Source organism: Vibrio kanaloae, assembly GCF_024347535.1.
Classification (GTDB): domain Bacteria; phylum Pseudomonadota; class Gammaproteobacteria; order Enterobacterales; family Vibrionaceae; genus Vibrio; species Vibrio kanaloae.
Genome location: NZ_AP025497.1, coordinates 162,725 through 182,988, shown reverse-complemented (window position 1 = coordinate 182,988; position 20,264 = coordinate 162,725). Strand labels below are relative to the sequence as shown.

The window sequence follows — 20,264 nt, the reverse complement described above, 5'->3', positions numbered from 1 at the left end:
GAGCACTCATTATGTTAGATAAATTAGTAATCGCAAACCGTGGTGAGATTGCACTACGTATTCTACGTGCATGTAAAGAACTTGGTATCAAAACGGTAGCGGTTCACTCAACGGCTGACCGCGATCTTAAGCACGTACTTCTTGCAGACGAAACCATCTGTATAGGCCCAGCTCGTGGTATCGATAGCTACCTGAACATTCCTCGTATCATCAGCGCAGCTGAAGTTACAGGTGCTGTTGCTATCCATCCAGGCTACGGTTTCCTATCTGAAAATGCAGATTTTGCAGAACAGGTAGAGCGCAGTGGTTTTATCTTCGTTGGTCCTAAAGCTGAAACCATTCGTATTATGGGTGACAAAGTGTCAGCTATCACATCAATGAAGAAAGCAGGCGTACCTTGTGTACCCGGTTCTGATGGCCCTCTTGATGATGACGATGCAAAAAACAAAGCGCACGCTAAGCGCATTGGTTTCCCAGTTATCATCAAAGCATCTGGCGGCGGTGGCGGTCGTGGTATGCGTGTTGTTCGTTCTGAAGCAGAACTAACAGAAGCTATCGCAATGACTCGCGCAGAAGCAAAAGCTTGTTTCAACAACGATATGGTTTACATGGAGAAATTCCTAGAAAACCCACGTCACATTGAGGTACAAGTACTTGCAGATGGCCAAGGCAATGCTATCCACCTTGGTGAGCGTGACTGTTCAATGCAGCGTCGTCACCAGAAAGTTGTGGAAGAAGCACCAGCTCCTGGTATCACTGAAGAGATGCGTAAGTACATCGGCGAACGTTGTACTCGTGCTTGTCTTGAGATTGGTTACCGCGGTGCAGGTACATTTGAATTCCTATACGAGAACGGTGAGTTCTACTTCATCGAAATGAACACTCGTATCCAGGTTGAGCACACGATTACTGAAATGGTAACGGGTATCGACCTAGTGAAAGAGCAACTGCGTATTGCTGCTGGTCAGCCTCTATCATTTACACAGGATGATATTAAGCTGCGCGGTCACTCAATCGAATGTCGTATCAATGCTGAAGATCCCGTTCGTTTCCTACCTTCACCAGGTAAGATTCAACGCTTCCACGCTCCAGGCGGCATGGGTGTACGTTGGGAATCTCATATATACAGTGGTTACACAGTGCCACCACACTATGATTCAATGATTGGTAAGCTAATCACTTACGGTGAGAACCGTGATGTTGCTATCGCTCGTATGAAGAACGCATTGGGTGAGATGATTGTTGAAGGTATTAACGTTAATACTGAGCTTCAATTGGCTATTATGAACGACGAAAACTTCCAACACGGTGGTGCAAACATCCACTACCTTGAGAAGAAGCTCGGTCTACAATAGAATCTAGCCTTCCGCTATTCGTTCTTTTAAGAACAGATAAATGCTCACTTCGGTGGGCATTTTTTGTTTTTAGAGCCTTCGAAAAAATCAATCAATAATCCCTTTTATATTCCATGGGGTTTTGGTGAATTTGCTCATATTTTCTGCTAGACTCGCCATCCAATTTTTCTCATATAGAAGATGCAGCCATGCCTTGGATTCAAATCAAGCTTAATGCTACCAATGAAAATGCCGAACAAATCGGCGACATGTTAATGGAAGAGACTGGTGCTCTTTCTGTAACTTTCCTGGATGCACAAGATACCCCTGTATTTGAGCCTCTGCCGGGTGAAACTCGTCTTTGGGGTGATACTGATATTCTCGCGCTTTACGACGCTGAGACTGATACTGGTGTCGTTCTAGCGCAGATTAAAGCAAGCAACATGTTCCCTGCAGACTTTGCTCATAAAGTAGAGCAAATTGAAGACAAGGATTGGGAACGTGAATGGATGGACAACTTCCACCCAATGAAGTTTGGTGAGCGTTTATGGATCTGCCCTAGCTGGCGCGATATCCCTGAACCTGACGCTGTAAACGTAATGCTAGACCCAGGCCTTGCATTTGGTACTGGTACTCACCCGACAACGGCATTGTGTCTTGAGTGGCTTGAAGGCTTAGACCTGGCAGGCAAAACCGTGATCGACTTCGGTTGTGGCTCAGGCATCCTAGCGATCGCTGCGATCAAACTAGGCGCGGCAAAAGTTATCGGGATCGACATTGATCCTCAAGCTCTGCTTGCATCAAAAGACAACGCACAACGCAATGGCGTTGCTGAGCAACTAGAGGTGTTCTTGCCACAAGATCAACCGGAAGGTTTACTAGCAGACGTTGTGGTTGCCAACATTCTTGCAGGTCCATTACGCGACCTTTCTGGCATCATCAAAGGCCTAGTTAAGCCAAATGGTGTACTTGCGATGTCGGGTGTTTTAGATACACAAGCAGAAGATGTTGCGACTTATTATCGTGATGAGCTTCACATTGATCCGATCATTGAACAACAAGAATGGTGTCGAATCTCAGGTCGCAAGCAAGGCTAGACAAGACTTTGAGCGCTAATTGACTGATATTTAAACAAATTACAAAAACAAATTGTAAATGCTCAAATATTAGTCTTTTCACGCAGCGAAAAAATGCGTAAAATGCGCGCCCTTGCTGGTACAGAACTGTGATGACGTTTTTGAAAATCGGAAATTATCAACTTAAGAACAATCTAATCGTCGCTCCTATGGCTGGCGTAACGGATAGACCATTCCGCGAGTTGTGTCTTCGCTACGGTGCGGGGATGGCAGTCAGTGAAATGATGTCCTCCAATCCGAAAGTTTGGAAAACGTCAAAGTCTCAGCAGCGTATGGTACATGAAGGCGAATCGGGCATTCGTTCAGTGCAAATCGCTGGTGCAGATCCACAGCTTATGGCCGAGGCTGCTCAATTTAATGTCGATAACGGTGCGCAAATCATCGATATCAACATGGGTTGTCCTGCCAAAAAAGTGAATAAGAAGCTTGCGGGCTCAGCCTTACTGCAGCATCCAGAACTCATTGAAGACATTCTGAAAGCGGTGGTAAATGCTGTCGACGTTCCAGTAACGTTGAAAACGCGCACAGGCTGGGATACAGACAATAGAAACTGTGTCCAAATCGCGAAAATAGCCGAAGACTGCGGCATACAAGCTCTTGCGCTCCATGGAAGAACTCGCGCTTGTATGTACAAAGGTGAGGCAGAATACAAACACATTAAAGCAGCGAAACAAGCAGTATCTATTCCGGTTATCGCTAACGGTGATATCGATAGTCCGGAAAAAGCGAAGTTTGTGCTGGAGTACACCGGCGCTGATGCTTTAATGATAGGTCGACCTGCCCAAGGACGCCCTTGGATTTTTAACGAAATCCTACACTATTTGGAAAACGGTACCACGATGGATCCACTCCCGATTTCGGAAGTGAAAGACATCATGCTTGGTCATGTGAACGCTCTACATGAATTTTATGGCGAGTTTTTAGGCCCCCGAATTGCTCGTAAGCATGTGGGTTGGTACCTAAAAGAACATGAACAAGCGAGTGAGTTTCGCCGTACCTTTAACGCATTCGAAGCAGGTGATCTGCAGCTTGAAGCGCTAGAAGGTTTTTTTGATAACGTTGCACCATAATTACGAGAAGAGCTAGACCGAATATGTTCGAACAAAATCTGACTTCAGAAGCATTGACAGTAACTACAGTTACATCACAAGACCAAATCACGCAGAAGCCACTACGTGACTCAGTTAAAGCATCATTGAAAAATTACCTTGCTCAATTAAACGGTCAAGAAGTCAGCGAGTTATACGAATTAGTATTAGCTGAAGTTGAACAGCCACTACTAGACACCATCATGCAGTACACTCGCGGTAATCAAACTCGCGCAGCAACCATGATGGGTATTAACCGCGGTACTCTTCGCAAGAAACTTAAAAAATACGGCATGAACTAATCGTTCTTTCGTAATTTATTAAATTAAAAGCCAAACTCATTGATTGAGTTTGGCTTTTTTTGGCCTATTGATTATGTCGCTAAACAAAACTGGCTTGCTTAGCTACAACAACGTCCCTTCTCAAGGTTTGCTGAGTCCAAGGCAGCCAGAATCGAACAATGGCTCGCATCGTCATCTATGTGGCCACAGCAGGCATCATTGATTTTCTTGAGTGCCGTTCGAATCTTAGTAAGCTCCGTTATCTTTTCATCAATCATCTCTAACTTAGAAGAGGTGATCGACTTCACTTCAGCGCAACTGTGTTGAGTCGCTTCAAGACTAATCTCTAACAATTCTTTAATCTCACCCAAACTCAGCCCTAACTCTTTAGATTTGAGAATAAACGTCACCTGTTTCTGGTTATTTTCGTCATACAGGCGATAACCCGACTCACTGCGGCTGGCTGGAGCAATCAATTTATTCTTCTCATAAAATCGCAAGGTATCGGCCGTAACACCGCATCGTTTCGCTAATTCACCGATCTGAAACATGTTTTTTCCTACTTTGTCATCTAATGCACAATTAACTTTATCGTTACTTTTTAGGCTAAAATGGCACTTTTCATAATTAATTTTGAGATGCCAAACGATTGCGCGAGCTTTTTTGTAATAAATTAGTTAGAATCTGCGCCATCAAATTTGGAGTTGGTTATCTTATAGCGTGATCATAAGACTAACCCAAAGGTCTTTACCAAAACTGGCCAATATTTTATCTCTTACTGGTATCTAAGATAATCCACGCTGAGAAGATAGAAACAAGTTCTTTTTTGGCAAATATCTTTATTTTAACCCCATGAATTTGAGGAAGATGGAAGCATGAATAACGCTCGTCCAATTCGCCGCGCTCTCATCAGCGTATCAGACAAAACTGGTATCGTTGAATTTGCACAAGCTCTTGCTAACCGTGGTGTAGATATCTTATCTACTGGTGGCACTGCTCGCCTACTTGCTGAAAAAGGCATCTCTGTTACAGAAGTATCTGACTACACTGGTTTCCCTGAAATGATGGATGGCCGTGTTAAGACTCTACATCCAAAAGTTCATGGTGGTGTTCTAGGCCGTCGTGGCCAAGATGATGACGTGATGGAAACTCACGGTATCAACCCTATCGATATGGTTGTTGTAAACCTATACCCATTCGCAGAAACCGTTGCTAAAGAAGGTTGTACCCTTGCTGACGCTGTTGAGAACATCGACATCGGTGGCCCAACAATGGTTCGCTCTGCTGCTAAAAACCACAAAGACGTAACGATCGTTGTAAACGCACACGACTACGAGCGTGTTGTGGCTGAAATGGACGCGAACGAGAAATCTCTAACACTAGAGACTCGCTTCGACCTCGCTATCGCAGCATTCGAGCACACGGCTTCTTACGACGGCATGATCGCAAACTACTTCGGCACTATGGTTCCTAGCTACGGCGAGAACAAAGAAGGTGATGACGAGTCTAAATTCCCTCGCACGTTCAACCAACAGTTCGAGAAAAAACAAGACATGCGCTACGGTGAGAACAGCCACCAAGCAGCCGCATTCTACGTTGAAGCAACCCCTGAAGAAGCGTCAGTATCTACTGCTCGCCAAATTCAAGGTAAAGCGCTTTCTTACAACAACATCGCTGACACTGACGCTGCACTTGAGTGTGTGAAAGAGTTCGACCAGCCAGCATGTGTGATTGTTAAACACGCTAACCCATGTGGTGTCGCACTAGGTGAAGACATCCTAGAAGCTTACGACCGCGCATTCAAAACAGACCCAACATCTGCATTTGGCGGCATCATCGCTTTCAACCGTGAGCTAGACGCTGCAACAGCAACGGCTATCACTGAGCGTCAATTCGTTGAAGTTATCATTGCACCATCAGTTTCTGCTGAAGCAGTAGCAATCGTAGCGGCTAAGAAAAACCTTCGCCTACTTGAATGTGGTGAGTGGACAACGAAGACAACTGGCTTTGACGTTAAACGCGTTAACGGTGGTTTGCTAGTTCAAGACCGCGACCAAGGCATGGTGTCTGAAGATGACCTTAAAGTGGTTTCTAAGCGCCAACCTACAGCTGAAGAGCTAAAGGATGCCCTATTCTGCTGGAAAGTAGCGAAGTACGTTAAATCTAACGCTATCGTTTACTCAAAAGGCGATATGACAATCGGTGTAGGCGCTGGCCAAATGAGCCGCGTTTACTCTGCGAAAATCGCAGGCATCAAAGCGGCAGACGAAGGTCTACAGGTTGAAGGTTGTGTAATGGCATCTGACGCGTTCTTCCCATTCCGTGACGGTATCGACGCGGCAGCAGAAGCTGGCATCAAGTGTGTGATCCAACCGGGCGGCTCTATGCGTGATGACGAAGTTATCGCAGCAGCAGACGAACACGGCATGGCGATGATCTTTACGGGTATGCGCCACTTCCGCCACTAATTTCCTCTTCGTATTTGGCACTGTGGCGTCGTTAGCTGCTTTCGCCCACCCCGGTCACATAGCGGACTATGCTTCCGGGGATGGGCTCAATTGCTGCCTAGCCACATCACCAACTACTTTGAGCAAGACTTATAATTTTGTTTTTTAAATATTCCGATATTTGAAATACGTAGAGCAAGTCAGTGACTTTAGTTCAAGGAAAACACGCGGAGCTTATGACCATAAGTGAGCATGTTTGAGACAGAAATAAAGGCTCTGAAGCAGCTATAAGGATTTTAAAACATGAATGTACTAATTATTGGTGCCGGCGGTCGTGAGCACGCACTAGGTTGGAAAGCAGCACAAAACCCAAACGTTGAAACAGTATTCATCGCTCCAGGTAACGCAGGTACTGCCCTTGAGCCTAAGCTTGAGAACGTAAACATCGGCGTTGAAGACATCGCTGGTTTAGTAGCGTTTGCTCAAGAGAAAAAAATCGAACTGACCATCGTTGGTCCTGAAGCGCCATTAGTTATTGGTGTAGTTGACGCATTCCGCGAAGTGGGTCTTCCTATCTTTGGTCCAACTCAAGCGGCAGCACAGCTTGAAGGTTCGAAAGCATTCACTAAAGACTTCCTAGCTCGCCATGATATCCCTACGGGTTACTACGCAAACTTCACTGAGATTGAGCCGGCTATCGCTTACGTACGTGAGCAAGGCGCTCCAATAGTAGTAAAAGCTGACGGTCTTGCGGCGGGTAAAGGCGTTATCGTTGCGATGACCCTTGAAGAAGCTGAAGACGCAATCAAAGACATGCTAGCGGGCAACGCATTTGGCGAAGCTGGCAGCCGCGTGGTTATCGAAGAGTTTCTTGAAGGCGAAGAAGCAAGCTTCATCGTAATGGTTGATGGCTCTAGCGTTCTTCCTATGGCCACCAGCCAAGATCACAAACGTGTTGGCGACAAAGACACAGGCCCGAATACGGGCGGCATGGGTGCTTACTCTCCAGCGCCAGTCGTGACTCCAGAAATCCATAACCGTATCCTTGAAGAAGTTATCTACCCAACAGTACGTGGCATGGACGCAGAAGGCACACCTTACACTGGTTTCCTTTACGCTGGCCTTATGATCGATGCTGACGGTACGCCTAAGGTTATCGAATACAACTGCCGCTTCGGCGATCCAGAAACACAACCTATCATGATGCGTATGGAGTCAGACCTTGTTGAGCTTTGCCTAATGGCTATCGACGAGAAACTCGACGAAGCAGAGTCTAAGTGGGATCCTCGCGCTTCTATCGGTGTTGTTCTTGCGGCTGGCGGTTACCCTGCCGATTACGCAAAAGGTGACGTTATTTCACTACCAACAAGCGAAGTTGAAGGTCAAAAGGTATTTCACGCGGGCACCACAAATAACGAAGCTGGCGATGTGGTAACAAACGGTGGTCGTGTACTTTGTGCAACAGCACTGGGGAACACGGTTTCTGAAGCGCAGAAGCGAGCCTACGCGTTAACGAAGCAAGTTAGCTGGAATGGTATGTTCCACCGCAATGACATTGGTTACCGTGCGATTGCGCGTGAGCAAGAGCAGTAATCAATCTTGTTATTCGCTTACTTTCCAATAACAGTAAGCAAATGACAGTAAGCGAATAACAGCAAAAGGCGCCTCGATAGGCGCCTTTTTTATTACTCAATCTTTCTAGGAATCTGCGCCTGTACAGACAAATCAGCACTTGGCCTACAGTAGACCAAACACTCTCAATCCTTTGATTGCTCGCTATTCTTTCAACAATGATGGCCTAACAACACAATCATGGCTATCTTCAGCCAGCATCAATAACTCTTCAACCGTCATTTTACCGAGCGAGTCACTGCCCAGAAATGCCGCATAGCTTTCCACAGACGCCAGTCGGTCAATCACGAAATTTGGCAAAGTCTGGTTAAACTCAAAGGTCTCAAACTCACCGCCAGAGCATGTTTCGAAAGAGCTGCCATTCCAGTACCCCTGAATCAATCGAAACCCTTCGTCATATTGTTTCATTGTGGTTTCTAGAGCCGACTTGGCTTCTTTCTGGTAGCCCTCCAGTTGTTTAGTTTGAATAGGTAAGATCTTGTTGTTAAGACGATACTGTTGATACACGGCTTCGCCTGACTTATTGAAACGTACATGGACACGATAAGGAATAAGTTCATTCGATGAATTACGCAGTTCGCCCTCACGAATGAACTCACGTAGTACTCCTTCCGACCAAGCATAGTCAGTTTGGTACCAGCCATAATCGCCCACAGTGACGTAGTCAGCTGAAGTATGAGGTTGTGTTAGCTTGTTGGTGACCCAGTAGAAACTTGTCGCGTCGCCCATCACTTGGCCGCCGGTGTAGGTTTCAAATTGCTCTAGGTTTTTGCGAGGACTGGTTGAAGAACAGCCAATGAGAAATGTAGATAACAGTGAAACGAGAAGAAATGCTTTTTTCATAAAAACCTGTACCGAGGTGGAATACGACTACCTCGGTACAGTTTAGATTATTTCACTGAATCTTTCAGCGCTTTACCTGCAACAAATGCTGGAACATTTGCAGCAGCGATTTGGATCTCATCACCAGTTTTTGGGTTACGACCAGTGCGAGCTGCGCGGTGGTTTACTTTAAAAGTACCAAAACCAATTAGCTGAACTTGATCGCCATCTTTAAGCGCATCTGTAACACCACCAAGAGTCGCTTCTAGAGCAGCTTTAGCTTGTGCTTTAGAAAGGTCCGCTTTTTCAGCAATAAAGTCGATTAATTGAGTCTTGTTCATTTTAGGTTTCCCTTCTTTGTATTTTTGAATTCAATTCACTCTAAAACATAAATGCCCCATCTGGCAAAGGTTTGTCGTCGATCTTTAGCTCTAATGCCGCAGTTTTAGCCATAATATGAGTAATAACTCACAATTTGTTACTGATTTTATTGAGTAAGCCCTTGTTTAAAAGGGGCTGAGCGCGAAATTAATGATGACCTAACCACTACTTTTTATCTATAATCCACGCTGAATCGCTGACAAAGCGTACAATTTAATTTAAGGGCAAACATGCTGCTGCTAACTATTTACGTCTCCATTGCTATTGGAGTTTCTTTCATTTGTTCTGTTTTGGAAGCTGTACTTTTGAGTATTAGTCCGAGCTACATTGCTCAACTAAAACAAAATGGGCACCCTGCAGCAAAGTCATTAGACAAACTGAAAACAGACATTGACCGTCCACTCGCGTCAATTTTAACACTTAACACCATTGCACACACTATCGGAGCTGCGACAGCAGGTGCACAAGCAGCGGTTGTTTTTGGTAGCCAATGGTTGGGGGTATTCTCTGCCGTCCTCACTTTGGGTATTTTGGTTTTGTCTGAGATTGTTCCAAAAACCATTGGGGCAACCTACTGGCGCCAACTTGCTCCTGCATCATCAACCGTGCTTCGCTGGATGGTATTCTTCCTAACACCGTTTGTATGGTTTTCTGAGCAGATCACGAAGCGCCTTGCTCGCGGCCATCAGGCGCCCAAAATGCGTGACGAGCTATCTGCAATGGCTATTTTAGCAACAGAAAGTGGTGAATTTGCTGAAGGCGAATCAAAAATTCTAAGTAACCTACTAGGCATTCAAGATGTACCCGTGACTCAAGTGATGACACCACGCCCAGTCGTGTTCCGTGTCGATGCAGAAATGAATGTGAATACGTTCTTAGAACAACATAAAGACACACCATTCTCACGTCCTCTGGTCTATAGCGAGCAGAGCGACAACATCATTGGTTTTGTTCACCGCTTGGAACTGTTTAAGCTACAGCAAACCGGTTGTGGTGAAAAAGCACTAGGTGATGTGATGCGCCCTATCCATGTATTACTGAACAATATGGGCTTAGCGAAGGCATTTGAGCAAATGATGGCAAACCGTTTGCAACTGTCTTTGGTTGTTGATGAATACGGTACGATTCAGGGCATCATTACCCTAGAAGACATCTTTGAGCATTTAGTCGGTGAAGAGATCGTTGACGAAGCGGATAAAACTACCGATATGCAAGAATTGGCGTTTCAGCGTTGGGAAAAGTGGAAAGAGACACACGGTGTTATCGAAAACCGCGATGAGGAAGAAGAGTTAGAAGAAGCTCTTGCCGACAACGATACCTCACATTCAAAGCCAGCAGATGATTGCAAAACACAGAAAGAAGAGAAAAAAGACGCTTAATCTAAATTTGAGATCGTCAGAGACAACAAAGGCTCCTTAGGGAGCCTTTGTTTTTATTCGTACTTTCGAACGATAACGAATTATAACGCCACACCAATGTTACTAACTGGGTCTTCACGCAGTTCGTGGCGCAAATCTTTGATAAGCTCTAGGTCACGCTCAGTCGTTTCACGTAGAGGTCTGAAGATGGCCCATTGCACGTCCCACTCTTCACACACCGCTTCGTTTTCTTTCTGATTTTCGTTCGTCACTTCTTCAGCGCCCTGCGCAAACTCAAGCTCAGCAACTGTCTTTACTGACTGTTGGCTCACTTTAATCACAGCTTCAAGCATATGTTCACGATCAAGTAAGCCATGAATTAGCGTTGCTAAGCCTTGGCATGCATCCATTGCAGGGTAAACACCATAGAAATCAAAATCATCTGCGCTAGGAAACAGTTCTTCGACTTTCTCTAGTTGGCGTTCAAAGTTCACCTTTGCCGTTTTAACCGTTAAGATTTCCCAAATGCTATCCAAAACATCACGATAGATTCGAGCTTCCGCAAATTCTGTATTCTCACAAAACATGGCATAGTTAGGGTACATACGCTCACATAGACACGCCATAAAGGTAATTTGTTGCCAAGGTTCTAACTTTTCAAGACGAACCTGCAGTGGATTCTGAAGCATAGTCACTCAATAATTGCAGAAAAAGACAGCGAAAGTGTACTTGATAAACCTAGGATGGAAAAGGTAGGCCGATGAACAATTTTACGAATAAGCTCTATATTCTTACAGAGCATGACAATACCTATACGCAACTGATTCAAAACCAGGATTTACCCGACCTAGAAATCACTCAAAACCCCGAATCAGCACAGATTGTCTTGGCATCACCACCTCTAATCACAGAGCGCCTCGGCGAGTTTAAAGAGCTAGACTGGATACAGAGTACCTATGCTGGCATCAATAGACTCACTCAGCCAGATCTGCGTCAGGACTATACGCTAACCAACGTCAAAGGCATCTTTGGCCCGGCTATCGCAGAATACGTGTTGGGTTACACAATCAGTCACTGTAGACATTTCCCTCATTACCACCAGCATCAACAACAACGAAACTGGCAACCACAGCTTTATACTAGCCTAACTGACAAAACTATGGTGATTTTAGGAACAGGTTCAATCGGCAGTCATTTGGCAAAAACCGCGGCGGCTTTTGGTATTCATACCATAGGTGTCAACCGTACCGGTATCCCATCAAAGCAAGAGACCTTTAAAGAGACTTTCCACATCAATGAAATAGAGGCAGCCCTTAAGCAGGCCGATATTGTGGTCAACACCTTGCCATCAACAACCGAAACCTATCAGTTGTTGAACCAAACCACATTAAGTTACTGCTCAAATGTGCTGCTGTTTAATGTCGGTCGTGGAGAAAGTCTAGACAACAAAGCCTTGTTGATCGCCATAAAAAATAGATGGGTAGAGCACGCATTTTTAGATGTGTTTGAAAGTGAGCCCCTCTCTGAGGAGCACCCTTTCTGGAAGCTACCGCAAGTGACGATTACGCCACACATCGCTGCACTCAGTGAACCAAGACAAGTGGTCGAGATCTTCGCAGAGAATTACCAACAGTGGCGAGATGGCTTTAAACTTAATCATGTCATCGATTTTGATAAAGGTTACTGATGTCCTCTTCATTACTTAAAGAGATTCGACAATGCCGAGCTTGTGAACCTCACCTATCACATGGTGCCAACCCGGTGATTCAAGCGCATCCAAACGCGCGCTTGTTGATCATAGGTCAAGCGCCGGGGATTAAGGTGCATGAATCGTCTATCCCTTGGAATGACGCCAGTGGCGAACGATTAAGAGAATGGTTAGGGATAGATCGCGATACTTTTTACGACGAGCAAAAAGTTGCGATTGTGCCTATGGGGTTTTGTTATCCGGGAAAAGGAAAAAGTGGCGACCTTCCTCCAAGACCAGAATGTGCTGAACTATGGCATCAAAAGGTGCAGCTGTCGCTGCCTAACATTCAAATGACCTTGTTGATCGGCCAGTATGCGCAAAACTATTACTTAAAGAACCGAACCACCAAGACACTGACAGAAACCGTGATGAACTGGCAAAACTGGGCTCCTGAGTTTTTACCGCTTCCCCACCCTTCACCACGTAATAATATTTGGCTCAAGAAGAACCCTTGGTTCGAAAGTGAAGTCATTCCCTATATCAGAAAACATATCTCGGAGCATTTAGCCTGCTATGATCCAAATACCTAAGTAACTGCACATCACGAGATTAAACCGCGCTCAAATACCAATCGCAGGCAATAAAAAAGCGCCGTTGGTTTCCCAACAGCGCTTTCAATCATCTTACTCAGAATTACTTGTGGTAAGGCTTAGACAGTTCGTGAACAGCGTCAACGAACACACCAGCGTTTTCTGGCGGCACATCTAAGTGAATACCGTGGCCTAGGTTAAATACATGACCCGTACCACCGTCGCCAAAGCCTTCAAGAATGCTACCTACTTCTTCACGGATACGTTCTGGTTGAGCGTAAAGCATAGAAGGGTCCATGTTACCTTGCAGTGCCACTTTGTCGCCGATGCGAGCTTTCGCGTCTGCGATGTTGATTGTCCAGTCTAGGCCTACAGCATCACAACCAGTTGCTGCAATAGATTCAAGCCACATGCCACCGTTCTTAGTGAACAGAGTAACCGGTACACGGCGGCCTTCGTTTTCACGGATTAGGCCATCAACGATTTTGTGCATGTACTGCAGTGAGAATAGGTTGTAGTCACGAGGAGTCAAAACACCACCCCATGTATCAAATACCATTACCGATTGAGCACCCGCTTTAATTTGCGCGTTCAGATATTCGATAACACTGTCAGCCAGCTTGTCTAGAAGCAGGTGCAAAGTCTGTGGTTCGGCATACATCATCTTCTTGATCTTGGTGAACGCCTTCGAGCTGCTGCCTTCAACCATATATGTCGCTAGTGTCCATGGACTACCAGAGAAACCAATCAGTGGCACTTCGCCTTTCAAGTCTTTACGGATCTGACGAACGGCATTCATTACGTATTGAAGCTCGCCTTCTGGATCAGGTAGTCCAATCTTCTCTACGTCAGCTTTACACGTGATAGGGCGCTCAAACTTAGGACCTTCACCTGTTTCAAAGTACAAACCTAATCCCATTGCATCAGGGATAGTTAGGATGTCGGAGAACAAGATTGCTGCATCAAGCGGGAAGCGACGCAAAGGTTGAAGGGTTACTTCTGATGCGAGCTCTGCGTTTTTACACAAAGACATGAAGTCGCCTGCTTCTGCACGCGTTGCTTTGTACTCTGGAAGATAGCGGCCAGCTTGGCGCATCATCCACACTGGTGTGTAATCAACAGGCTGTTTTAAAAGTGCGCGTAAATAGCGATCGTTTTTTAATTCGGTCATTCCGTTAAATTCCAATTCAATCTTGTCTAGTTTTGATGGCCAGTATTCTAACACTGATTGAAGGGTAAAAGCTGTGTGCTTTGCAACCTAGATCAAGTTATTAACTTTTAAATCAATGCTTAATTTGCACCCAATTAAAGGACCATGTTAAAAATTTGTTTGCTAGCGAAAATTACAATTATAATATCTGAGTAACTACTACTCAGCATCTCATAACGACATCTTACTTACCCCCTCCACTTGTGGAGGGTTTTTTTTAGCTTTTAGCCACCTATAGGCCTAATACTTTCACAGGCTTTTTAGTGCTCGAGCACCTGCTCAATCACCTCGCCTTTTATCACGCCATCGGCTGTTTTTTCAATCAATTGTCTCGCAATCGTTCCCACTGGAGCCACATCAGGCAGGCTTGCAACATCAAACCATTGAGCATCTGAGAGCTCGCTGTAGTCAGGCTTAAGCGTACCACCAGCGTAATCAGCGAGAAAGCCCATCATCATACTCGATGGAAACGCCCATGGCTGGCTGCCAAAGTAACGAATATTACTGACATCGATCCCTGTCTCTTCTTTGACTTCTCTTGCCACGCACTGCTCTAAGGTTTCTCCAACCTCTAGGAAGCCCGCTATCACAGTATACATCCCTGTTTTATGTCTAGGATGCTGCGCCAACAGTATCTTGTTGTCGTTTCGCACAGCGACAATGATGCACGGGAAGATACGAGGATAATGAAGCGCCCGACAATCACCGCACTGCATCGCTACCTGATTGTGATTAAGGTGATTACGACCGCCGCACTGTGGACAAAAACGCATACTCTGAGTCATGTGCCCATACTGGATGGCTTTGCTTGCCATGAGGAAACTAGATTCAGGCCAGTGAAGTAACTCTCTTAGGTTTACCATGACGAGTTCGATCTCAACATCACAGTCATTGAGCCAATAGACCTTATGCCCTTGGTGATGACCAATACAGATAGCGTACTCAGCATTCAGTCCTAATTCGTCAGCAGAACCGTAAGGAAACTGATCATTACTAACCCAAATATCACTAGCTGAAACGACGCACCAATAAGCTGACTCTGTCATTTTGTTATCACTTTTTAACATCCCTATCCCTCATTGCTTGCAGTTCGTTCATTTTACTGGCAATCTAATTTCATACTAGAGTGGTAGCAAATAATAATTCAAGCTATTACTTTAAGTAGATACCAATAAATGGACCCTGCTTAGGCAATTACTTGATCACAAGGTTGTGATCAGATCATGAGGACATGGTCATGCTAAATAAATTTAAAAAAGTACAAGAACAATGGGGTGGCTCTAATGAGGTCATCGATCATTGGCTCGACACTCGACAGTCTCTAATCGTTGAGTATTGTAAGCTTGCCGCTCTACAGCCTTCATCATCAAAAACAACTGCTGTAACAGAATTACCCTCTCCTGAAGAGCTTCAAAAATTCAGCCAACACCTAGTTGATTACATTTCCGAAGGTCATTTCAAAATTTATGACATGGTGATGGACAAGTGGCAGGCTACAGGCTTCAAAGCAACAGACGAGATTAACCAATCTTATGGTCATATCGTTCTTACCACAGATCCTCTACTCAACTTTACCGATAAGTACGCCGCCATTGATGCTGATGATGCATTGGAAAGTTTGGATAGTGATTTATCACTCATTGGTGAAACCCTTGAGGTGAGGTTTGAAGTTGAAGATCAACTGATACAGCAAATTGCCGACAGCCTAGCGGTTCCGCCAGGAGCTTAATGTTATAACGCTTTATAAGCTTGCCCCTGTGCAAGCTTTTTGTTTTGCCTATGGCTAATCCAAACTATCCACCAGAACCTACTCGTTCTTACTTTAATTTTTAACGATGGTATAGGTTATAGGCCAAATCAGGCTCAACACTAATAGCCAACCTGTTAGCTTGAAAGAACAGAGCTCAGAGCCTACTCATGTCCAAGTCCATTAACCAAATAAGCCAAGCCAGTTTATTGTTTTATTCCTATCGCTAAATACCAATGCGCCAGATACAAAAAAGGCACCCGAAGGTGCCTTTTTCTTATCTCTTAGAGACAACTCGTAGAGCTTACTCTTCTGAAGAGAAACCAGCATTTAGAAGTGCTGCTAGATTGTCAGTAGCTTGTTCAGCTGAAGGACCGTCTTGCTCTTCTTCACGCTTAGCTTGACGCTCTTGATGGTATGCGAAACCAGTACCTGCTGGGATCAGACGACCAACAATTACGTTCTCTTTCAGACCGCGAAGGTCATCACGCTTACCAGAAACCGCAGCTTCTGTTAGTACGCGAGTCGTTTCTTGGAACGATGCCGCTGAGATAAATGACTCAGTTGCAAGAGATGCTTTAGTAATACCTAGTAGATCACGTTCGAAACGTACTAGTTCTTTACCTTCAGCTTCTAGCTTACGGTTAGCAATCTTAACATTGTGATACTCAACTTGTTCGCCAGGTAGGAACTGAGAGTCACCAGAATGAGTGATTGTACACTTACGTAGCATTTGACGAACGATAGTTTCAATGTGCTTATCGTTAATCTTAACGCCTTGTAAGCGGTAAACTTCTTGAACTTCGTTCGCGATGTACTGAGTCACAGCGTGGATACCACGTAGACGCAGAATATCGTGTGGAGTTTCAGGACCGTCGGCGATTACATCACCACGTTCAATCTTCTCACCTTCGAACACGTTCAATTGACGATGCTTAGGAATCATCTCTTCGTAAGCTTCACCGCCTTCACGAGTGATTACTAGACGACGTTTACCTTTCGTTTCTTTACCGAAAGACACAGTACCTGTGTGCTCAGCAAGAATCGCAGGCTCTTTAGGCTTACGAGCTTCGAATAGGTCTGCTACGCGTGGTAGACCACCGGTGATATCTTTGTTTCCGCTCGATTTTTGAGGGATACGAGATAGTGTGTCACCAATGCCAACTTCAGCGCCATCTTCAATGTTTACAATCGCTTTACCAGGCAAGAAGTAGTGAGCTGGCATATCAGTACCAGGGATCATTACATCGTTACCTTGCTCGTCAACAAGTTTGATTGCTGGACGCATATCTTTACCTGCTGCTGGACGAGCTGCTGTGTCTGTCACTTCACTTGAAGAAAGACCAGTCAGATCATCTGTTTGACGAGAAACGGTTACGCCATCGATCATATCAACGAACTGGATGCGACCTGCCACTTCAGTGATGATTGGCATGGTGTGAGCTTCCCAGTTAGCGACAACTTCGCCAGCTTCCACTGCGTCGTTATCTGCTTTGCTCAGAATCGAACCGTAAGGAAGTTTATGCTTCTCTTTAGTACGACCGAACTCATCAATAATCGTCATCTCAGATGCACGAGAAGTAATGACTAGCTTCTTATCTTTGTTGATTACGAACTTAGCGTTGTGAAGCTTCACAGTACCCGTAGTTTTAGCTTGGATGCTGTTCTCTGCTGCTGCAGTAGATGCTGCACCACCGATGTGGAACGTACGCATCGTTAGCTGTGTACCCGGTTCACCGATAGATTGTGCAGCGATAACACCAACTGCTTCACCTTGGTTCACTAGGTGACCACGTGCTAAGTCACGGCCGTAACACTGCGCACAACAACCGAAGTCTGCATCACAGGTAACTACAGAGCGCACTTTCATGCTATCTACTGAGTTGTCTTCCATGATTTGACACCACTTCTCATCAATCAGAGTATTACGTGGAATCAGTACATCGTCAGTACCAGGCTTAAGAACGTCTTCAGCAACTACACGACCTAGAGCAAGCTCAGAAAGTGCAACTTTAACGTCACCACCTTCGATGTGAGGCATCATGTCGATACCTTCTTGCGTACCACAGTCATGTTCGTGTACTACAACGTCTTGAGCAACGTCTACTAGACGACGAGTTAGGTAACCCGAGTTTGCTGTTTTCAGTGCTGTATCCGCAAGACCCTTACGAGCACCGTGCGTTGAGATAAAGTACTGAAGGACGTTTAGACCTTCTTTAAAGTTCGCAGTGATCGGCGTTTCGATGATTGAACCATCTGGACGCGCCATCAGACCACGCATACCCGCTAGCTGACGAATCTGAGCTGCAGAACCACGTGCGCCCGAGTCGGCCATCATGTAGATGCTGTTGAACGATTCTTGCTGTTCTTCTTCGCCGTCACGGTTAATAACGGTTTCAGAAGAAAGGTTATCCATCATTGCTTTCGCAACACGGTCGTTCGTAGACGCCCAGATATCGATAACTTTGTTGTAACGCTCACCCGCAGTAACAAGACCAGATTGGAATTGCTCTTGGATTTCACGAACTTCTTCTTCAGCAGATTCAATTTCATCGTATTTCGCTTGAGGTACAACCATATCGTCGATACCTACAGAAACACCAGAAAGTGCCGCGTATGCAAAACCTGCGTACATGATTTGGTCAGCGAATACGACTGTGTCTTTAAGACCAAGCTTACGGTACGCTTCGTTAAGAAGGGTAGAAATTTGCTTCTTACCTAACTTTTGGTTAACGATGCTGTACGGTAGGCCAGCTGGAACGATTTGCCATAGCATTGCACGGCCGACAGTTGTATCAACCATCTTCGTTTCAGTAGTGCTGTTACCATCTTCGTCTACTACAGTCTCAGTGATACGAACTTTAACGCGAGCGTGTAGCTCTGCACTCTTAGTACGGTATGCCTTCTCAGCCTCTTCAGGGCCAGCAAGGTACATACCTTCGCCTTTCACATTGATCTTTTCACGAGTCATGTAGTAAAGACCCAATACAACGTCCTGAGAAGGTACGATGATCGGATCACCTGACGCTGGCGACAGAATGTTATTCGTCGACATCATCAGTGTACGTGCTTCAAGCTGTGCTTCTAAAGTTAGAGGCACGTGTACCGCCATTTGGTCACCATCGAAGTCGGCGTTGTATGCCGCACACACAAGTGGGTGAAGCTGAATCGCTTTACCTTCGATTAGTACTGGTTCAAACGCTTGGATACCTAGACGGTGAAGTGTAGGTGCACGGTTAAGCAGTACTGGGTGTTCACGGATAACTTCATCTAGGATATCCCAAACGATAGCTTCTTCACGCTCTACCATCTTCTTAGCTGCTTTGATAGTCGTAGCCATGCCACGAGTTTCTAGCTTGCTGTAGATGAACGGCTTAAATAGCTCTAGCGCCATCTTCTTAGGAAGACCACACTGATGTAGACGAAGGTATGGACCTACTGTGATTACAGAACGGCCAGAGTAGTCTACACGTTTACCTAGAAGGTTTTGACGGAAACGACCTTGTTTACCCTTGATCATATCAGCAAGAGATTTCAGAGGGCGCTTGTTCGAACCTGTAATTGCACGACCACGACGACCGTTATCTAGAAGGGCATCAACAGACTCTTGCAACATACGCTTTTCGTTACGTACGATGATGTCTGGAGCCGCTAGCTCTAGAAGGCGCTTCAAACGGTTGTTACGGTTGATCACACGACGATAAAGGTCGTTCAGATCTGAAGTCGCAAAACGACCGCCATCTAGAGGTACTAGAGGACGTAGATCTGGCGGAAGTACCGGAAGAACAGTTAGGATCATCCATTGCGGATCGTTACCCGATGCAATAAACGCTTCCACTAGCTTCAAACGCTTAGTAACTTTCTTACGCTTAGTTTCTGAGTTAGTTGTTTCTAACTCTTCACGCATTTCTTCCACTTCTTGATGAAGGTCCATTGTTGAAAGCAGATCTTTGATCGCTTCAGCACCCATCTTAGCAGTGAATTCGTCACCCCATTCTTCTAGGCGATCCAGATACTCTTCTTCAGTAAGCATCTGAGATTTTTCTAGATCAGTCATACCTGGTTCAGTTACTACGTACATTTCGAAGTAAAGAACACGCTCGATATCACGTAGAGGGATATCCATCAACAAACCGATACGAGACGGTAGTGATTTAAGGAACCAGATGTGAGCCACTGGTGAAGCTAGCTCGATGTGGCCCATTCGGTCACGACGAACTTTAGTTTGTGTAACTTCAACGCCACACTTCTCACAGATAACACCACGGTGCTTCAGGCGCTTGTATTTGCCACAAAGACATTCATAGTCTTTAACTGGACCAAAAATACGTGCACAGAACAGACCATCACGTTCAGGTTTGAACGTACGATAGTTAATTGTTTCCGGCTTTTTAACTTCACCAAAAGACCATGAACGAATCATGTCTGGTGAAGATAGACCGATTTTGATTGCATCAAATTCTTCGGTCTTATGCTGTGCTTTTAGAAAGTTTAATAAGTCTTTCACATTCAGCTCCTGTAAGGAGTTAAAGGAGCTCACTGCTGTAG

General features: G+C 45.2%; 17 protein-coding genes. 10 read left to right on the top strand and 7 right to left on the bottom strand.

Annotation, left to right across the window (positions count from 1 at the left end; genetic code table 11):
* The first annotated feature begins 11 nt into the window (after window positions 1-11).
* The 4 genes from accC to fis all read left to right on the top strand — a co-directional run bounded on the left by accC (window position 12) and on the right by fis (window position 3,860).
* Window positions 12-1,355, top strand: coding sequence for an acetyl-CoA carboxylase biotin carboxylase subunit (accC, locus tag OCV24_RS00845; RefSeq protein ID WP_017055900.1), 1,344 nt, complete (start codon window positions 12-14; stop codon window positions 1,353-1,355).
* 188 nt (window positions 1,356-1,543) lie between these two features.
* The gene (gene prmA, locus OCV24_RS00840; RefSeq protein WP_017055901.1) at window positions 1,544-2,431 is read left to right on the top strand and encodes a 50S ribosomal protein L11 methyltransferase; all 888 of its coding nucleotides are present in this window, start codon (window positions 1,544-1,546) and stop codon (window positions 2,429-2,431) included.
* A 140-nt stretch (window positions 2,432-2,571) separates the two neighbouring features.
* On the top strand, window positions 2,572-3,540 hold the full coding sequence (dusB, locus tag OCV24_RS00835; RefSeq protein ID WP_004729742.1) for a tRNA dihydrouridine synthase DusB: 969 nt from the start codon (window positions 2,572-2,574) through the stop codon (window positions 3,538-3,540).
* Between the two features lie 23 nt (window positions 3,541-3,563).
* Complete coding sequence (gene fis / locus OCV24_RS00830; RefSeq protein WP_004729744.1) at window positions 3,564-3,860, top strand: DNA-binding transcriptional regulator Fis; 297 nt, start codon at window positions 3,564-3,566, stop codon at window positions 3,858-3,860.
* Between the two features lie 98 nt (window positions 3,861-3,958).
* On the opposite strand, the gene zntR is transcribed toward fis, so the two are convergent.
* On the bottom strand, window positions 3,959-4,390 hold the full coding sequence (zntR, locus tag OCV24_RS00825; protein WP_150878730.1) for a Zn(2+)-responsive transcriptional regulator: 432 nt from the start codon (window positions 4,388-4,390) through the stop codon (window positions 3,959-3,961).
* A 324-nt stretch (window positions 4,391-4,714) separates the two neighbouring features.
* Here zntR and purH point away from each other — a divergent pair, with 324 nt between their 5' ends.
* Both purH and purD read left to right on the top strand, forming a co-directional pair.
* Window positions 4,715-6,307, top strand: a complete 1,593-nt coding sequence (gene purH / locus OCV24_RS00820; protein ID WP_136979832.1) for a bifunctional phosphoribosylaminoimidazolecarboxamide formyltransferase/IMP cyclohydrolase — start codon at window positions 4,715-4,717, stop codon at window positions 6,305-6,307.
* A gap of 282 nt (window positions 6,308-6,589) precedes the next feature.
* Window positions 6,590-7,879 (top strand): phosphoribosylamine--glycine ligase, encoded by a 1,290-nt coding sequence (gene purD, locus OCV24_RS00815; protein WP_150878728.1) that lies wholly within the window; start codon window positions 6,590-6,592, stop codon window positions 7,877-7,879.
* Window positions 7,880-8,062: 183 nt separating this feature from the next.
* Here purD and OCV24_RS00810 read toward each other — a convergent pair whose 3' ends face one another.
* Both OCV24_RS00810 and hupA read right to left on the bottom strand, forming a co-directional pair.
* Window positions 8,063-8,761 carry a DUF1481 domain-containing protein gene (locus tag OCV24_RS00810; RefSeq protein WP_077680978.1) on the bottom strand — a complete coding sequence of 233 codons (699 nt, stop codon included), beginning with the start codon at window positions 8,759-8,761 and terminating at the stop codon, window positions 8,063-8,065.
* A gap of 47 nt (window positions 8,762-8,808) precedes the next feature.
* The gene (hupA, locus tag OCV24_RS00805; RefSeq protein ID WP_004729753.1) at window positions 8,809-9,081 is read right to left on the bottom strand and encodes a nucleoid-associated protein HU-alpha; all 273 of its coding nucleotides are present in this window, start codon (window positions 9,079-9,081) and stop codon (window positions 8,809-8,811) included.
* Window positions 9,082-9,351: 270 nt separating this feature from the next.
* Here hupA and OCV24_RS00800 point away from each other — a divergent pair, with 270 nt between their 5' ends.
* A complete protein-coding gene (locus OCV24_RS00800) occupies window positions 9,352-10,500 on the top strand; it encodes a CNNM domain-containing protein (protein WP_150878726.1) in 1,149 nt (382 codons plus the stop codon).
* A gap of 80 nt (window positions 10,501-10,580) precedes the next feature.
* On the opposite strand, the gene OCV24_RS00795 is transcribed toward OCV24_RS00800, so the two are convergent.
* Window positions 10,581-11,168: a YjaG family protein gene (locus tag OCV24_RS00795; protein WP_017055908.1), complete on the bottom strand. Its 588-nt coding sequence runs from the start codon at window positions 11,166-11,168 to the stop codon at window positions 10,581-10,583.
* Between the two features lie 71 nt (window positions 11,169-11,239).
* Here OCV24_RS00795 and OCV24_RS00790 point away from each other — a divergent pair, with 71 nt between their 5' ends.
* Window positions 11,240-12,166 carry a D-2-hydroxyacid dehydrogenase gene (locus tag OCV24_RS00790; protein ID WP_150878724.1) on the top strand — a complete coding sequence of 309 codons (927 nt, stop codon included), beginning with the start codon at window positions 11,240-11,242 and terminating at the stop codon, window positions 12,164-12,166.
* Window positions 12,166-12,759 (top strand): uracil-DNA glycosylase family protein, encoded by a 594-nt coding sequence (locus OCV24_RS00785; protein ID WP_150878722.1) that lies wholly within the window; start codon window positions 12,166-12,168, stop codon window positions 12,757-12,759. The genes OCV24_RS00790 and OCV24_RS00785 overlap by 1 nt, the downstream gene beginning before the upstream one ends.
* A gap of 103 nt (window positions 12,760-12,862) precedes the next feature.
* Here OCV24_RS00785 and hemE read toward each other — a convergent pair whose 3' ends face one another.
* Both hemE and nudC read right to left on the bottom strand, forming a co-directional pair.
* Complete coding sequence (gene hemE / locus OCV24_RS00780; protein WP_046225006.1) at window positions 12,863-13,930, bottom strand: uroporphyrinogen decarboxylase; 1,068 nt, start codon at window positions 13,928-13,930, stop codon at window positions 12,863-12,865.
* A 299-nt stretch (window positions 13,931-14,229) separates the two neighbouring features.
* On the bottom strand, window positions 14,230-15,036 hold the full coding sequence (gene nudC, locus OCV24_RS00775; RefSeq protein WP_017055912.1) for an NAD(+) diphosphatase: 807 nt from the start codon (window positions 15,034-15,036) through the stop codon (window positions 14,230-14,232).
* A gap of 164 nt (window positions 15,037-15,200) precedes the next feature.
* Between nudC and OCV24_RS00770 the strand changes: the two genes are divergently transcribed.
* Window positions 15,201-15,698 (top strand): Rsd/AlgQ family anti-sigma factor, encoded by a 498-nt coding sequence (locus OCV24_RS00770; RefSeq protein ID WP_032547880.1) that lies wholly within the window; start codon window positions 15,201-15,203, stop codon window positions 15,696-15,698.
* A 322-nt stretch (window positions 15,699-16,020) separates the two neighbouring features.
* On the opposite strand, the gene rpoC is transcribed toward OCV24_RS00770, so the two are convergent.
* Window positions 16,021-20,223, bottom strand: coding sequence for a DNA-directed RNA polymerase subunit beta' (gene rpoC, locus OCV24_RS00765; RefSeq protein ID WP_017055914.1), 4,203 nt, complete (start codon window positions 20,221-20,223; stop codon window positions 16,021-16,023).
* Between the last annotated feature and the right edge of the window lie 41 nt (window positions 20,224-20,264).

What these genes read in the sequence shown, in the direction of transcription:
- OCV24_RS00790 (WP_150878724.1), top strand. Translation starts at nt 11,240, where the DNA reads ATGAACAATTTTACGAATAAGCTCTATATTCTTACAGAGCATGACAAT.
- nudC (WP_017055912.1), bottom strand. Translation starts at nt 15,036, where the DNA reads ATGTTAAAAAGTGATAACAAAATGACAGAGTCAGCTTATTGGTGCGTC.
- hupA (WP_004729753.1), bottom strand. Translation starts at nt 9,081, where the DNA reads ATGAACAAGACTCAATTAATCGACTTTATTGCTGAAAAAGCGGACCTT.
- OCV24_RS00785 (WP_150878722.1), top strand. Translation starts at nt 12,166, where the DNA reads ATGTCCTCTTCATTACTTAAAGAGATTCGACAATGCCGAGCTTGTGAA.
- OCV24_RS00770 (WP_032547880.1), top strand. Translation starts at nt 15,201, where the DNA reads ATGGTCATGCTAAATAAATTTAAAAAAGTACAAGAACAATGGGGTGGC.
- purH (WP_136979832.1), top strand. Translation starts at nt 4,715, where the DNA reads ATGAATAACGCTCGTCCAATTCGCCGCGCTCTCATCAGCGTATCAGAC.
- OCV24_RS00800 (WP_150878726.1), top strand. Translation starts at nt 9,352, where the DNA reads ATGCTGCTGCTAACTATTTACGTCTCCATTGCTATTGGAGTTTCTTTC.
- zntR (WP_150878730.1), bottom strand. Translation starts at nt 4,390, where the DNA reads ATGTTTCAGATCGGTGAATTAGCGAAACGATGCGGTGTTACGGCCGAT.
- OCV24_RS00810 (WP_077680978.1), bottom strand. Translation starts at nt 8,761, where the DNA reads ATGAAAAAAGCATTTCTTCTCGTTTCACTGTTATCTACATTTCTCATT.
- hemE (WP_046225006.1), bottom strand. Translation starts at nt 13,930, where the DNA reads ATGACCGAATTAAAAAACGATCGCTATTTACGCGCACTTTTAAAACAG.
- accC (WP_017055900.1), top strand. Translation starts at nt 12, where the DNA reads ATGTTAGATAAATTAGTAATCGCAAACCGTGGTGAGATTGCACTACGT.
- prmA (WP_017055901.1), top strand. Translation starts at nt 1,544, where the DNA reads ATGCCTTGGATTCAAATCAAGCTTAATGCTACCAATGAAAATGCCGAA.
- OCV24_RS00795 (WP_017055908.1), bottom strand. Translation starts at nt 11,168, where the DNA reads ATGCTTCAGAATCCACTGCAGGTTCGTCTTGAAAAGTTAGAACCTTGG.
- purD (WP_150878728.1), top strand. Translation starts at nt 6,590, where the DNA reads ATGAATGTACTAATTATTGGTGCCGGCGGTCGTGAGCACGCACTAGGT.
- fis (WP_004729744.1), top strand. Translation starts at nt 3,564, where the DNA reads ATGTTCGAACAAAATCTGACTTCAGAAGCATTGACAGTAACTACAGTT.